Annotated in this window: 2 protein-coding genes; both read right to left on the bottom strand. The window is 73.5% G+C overall.

The window, feature by feature from the left end; genetic code table 11:
* Window positions 1–74: 74 nt before the first annotated feature.
* Window positions 75–1,760 (bottom strand): ribonuclease J, encoded by a 1,686-nt coding sequence (locus AC3WUG_RS19555; RefSeq protein ID WP_492329194.1) that lies wholly within the window; start codon window positions 1,758–1,760, stop codon window positions 75–77.
* Window positions 1,761–1,772: 12 nt separating this feature from the next.
* Window positions 1,773–2,687: a 4-hydroxy-tetrahydrodipicolinate synthase gene (dapA, locus tag AC3WUG_RS19550; RefSeq protein WP_492329193.1), complete on the bottom strand. Its 915-nt coding sequence runs from the start codon at window positions 2,685–2,687 to the stop codon at window positions 1,773–1,775.
* Window positions 2,688–2,746 lie beyond the last annotated feature (59 nt).

Raw genomic sequence — 2,746 nt, 5'->3', positions numbered from 1 at the left:
GTGCAGAAGAGACAGGCGCGCACCCGTGGGGTCGCGCGCCCGGGCCGTCGGCGGGCCGGGGTCGGTCGGAGCCGTCAGGCCTCGACGACCACCGGGATGATCATCGGCCGGCGGCGGAGGCGGTTGGACGCCCAGCGCCCGACCACGCGCCGCACGACCTGCTGCAGCTGCTGGGTGTCGACCGCCCCGCCGCGCGACGCGTCCTCGAGGGCCGCGGTGACGTCCGGCAGGATCGCGTCGAACACCTTGTCGTCCTCGGCCACGCCGCGGGCGAGGATCTGCGGCTTGCCGAGCACCTTGCCGTCGGTCGAGCTGATGACGGCGAAGATCGAGATGAAGCCCTCGTCGCCGAGGATGCGGCGGTCCTTGAGGTCGGCCTCGGTGATGCCGCCGACCGACGAGCCGTCGACGAACACGTACCCGCAGGGCACCGCGCCCACGACGGACGCCCGGCCGTCGACCAGGTCCACGACCACGCCGTCCTCGGCGAGCACCACGCGGTCGGCCGGGACGCCGGACTTCACCGCCAGCGCGCCGTTCGCGACCAGGTGCCGGACCTCGCCGTGCACCGGCATGACGTTGCGCGGCTTGAGGATGTTGTAGCAGTACAGGAGCTCGCCGGCGCTGGCGTGGCCGGAGACGTGCACCTTGGCGTTGCCGCCGTGCACGACGCGCGCCCCGAGCCGGGTCAGGCCGTTGATGACGCGGTACACCGCGTTCTCGTTCCCGGGGATCAGCGACGAGGCGAGGATGACGGTGTCGCCGGGGCCGACCGAGATCTTGTGGTCGTTGTTGGCGATCCGGGACAGCGCGGCCATGGGCTCGCCCTGGGAGCCGGTGCACATGAGCACGAGCTCGTCGTCCCGCACGTCGTCGAGGCGCTTGGCGTCGACCAGCACGCCGTCCGGCACCTTGAGGTAGCCGAGCTCGGCGGCGATCGTCATGTTCCGGATCATCGAGCGGCCGACCAGGGCGACCTTGCGCTCGTGCGCGGCGGCGGCGTCGAGGACCTGCTGCACGCGGTGCACGTGCGAGGAGAACGACGCGACGACGATCTTGCGCGCGGAGGTGGCGAACACGTTGTCCAGCACCGGGCCGATCTCGCGCTCGGGGCTGACGAAGCCCGGCACCTCGGCGTTGGTGGAGTCGACCATGAACAGGTCGACGCCCTTCTCCCCCAGCCGCGCGAACGCGCGCAGGTCGGTGATCCGGCCGTCCAGCGGGAGCTGGTCCATCTTGAAGTCGCCGGTGTGCAGCACGGTGCCGGCGCCGGTGGTGACGGCGACGGCCAGCGCGTCCGGGATCGAGTGGTTGACCGCGACGAACTCGCAGGAGAACGCGCCGATCTGCTCGGTCTGGCCCTCCTTGACCGCGTGGGTCAGCGGGGTGATCCGGTGCTCCTTGAGCTTGGCCTCGACGAACGCGAGGGTCAGCTGCGAGCCGATCAGCGGGATGTCCTGGCGCAGGCGCAGCAGGTACGGCACGGCGCCGATGTGGTCCTCGTGCCCGTGGGTGAGCACGATGCCGTCGACGTCGTCCATGCGGTCGGCGATGTAGCCGAAGTCCGGGAGGATCAGGTCGACGCCGGGCTGGTGGTCCTCGGGGAACAGGACGCCGCAGTCGATGATGAGCAGGCGGCCGCCGTACTCGAGGACGGCCATGTTGCGGCCGACCTCGCCGAGGCCGCCGAGGGCCACGATGCGCAGCCCCCCCTCGGGCAGGGCGGGCGGCAGGGCGAGGTCGGGGTGCGGGTGGGACATGCTTCTCCTGGTTCAGGCGGACAGGACGCCGGCGATGCCCGCGGCAGCAAGGCCCGCGCGCACCGCCTCGACGTCCTCGTCCGACGCGGCGACGTTGGGCAGCCGCAGGTGTCGGGACGGGACCAGACCGAGGGACCAGACGGCGGCCTTGGCCGCGACCGCCTGGAAACCCCGGCCGTTGAGCGCGTCGATCGCCGGTGCGATCGACAGGAAGATCTCGAGCGCGCGGGCGTGGTCGCCCGCGTCGTGGGCCGCGGTGAGCGCGGCGAGCTGCGGGCCGGCGACGTGGCCGACCACGCTGACGATGCCGGCGGCGCCGTGCGCCAGGAACGGCAGGTAGAGCGAGTCGTCGCCGGAGTACCAGGCGAGCCCGGTCGCCGCGGCGGCCTTCGCGGCGCCGTACAGGTCGCCGGTGGCGTCCTTCATGGCGACGACGCGGTCGTGCCGCGCGAGCTCGACCAGGGTCTCGTGCGCGAACCGGACGCCGGTGCGGCCGGGCACGTCGTAGAGCATGACGGGCAGCGGCGTCGCGTCCGCCACGGCGGTCACGTGCGCGACCAGGCCGGGCTGCGACGGGCGGGAGTAGTAGGGCGCGACGACCAGCAGGCCGTCCGCGCCGGCCTCGGCGGCCTGCTCGGCCATCCGGACGGCGTGCAGCGTGTCGTTCGAGCCGGCGCCGGCGACGACGGTCGCCCGGTCCCCCACGGCGGCGACGACGGCCCGCACCAGCTCGGCCTTCTCGGGCGCGTGCGTGGTGGGCGACTCCCCGGTGGTGCCGTTGAGCACCAGGCCGTCGTGCCCGTGGTCCACGAGGTGCGTGGCGAGGGAGACGGCGGCGTCGAGGTCGACCGAGCCGTCCTCCCGCATGGGCGTCACCATCGCGGTGAGCACCGCGCCGAAGGGACGCGACGGGGTGGCGGGGAGCATGGCCTCCACGGTACCGCCCCGCGCCGGGGCCGGTCGCACCCGTCCGGGGTGGACCGGCC

It is taken from the genome of Cellulomonas sp. EB106-03-03-XG116, assembly GCF_058792015.1.
The sequence above is the reverse complement of the archived record's forward strand: the minus strand, read 5'-3'. Positions and strand labels throughout refer to the sequence as shown.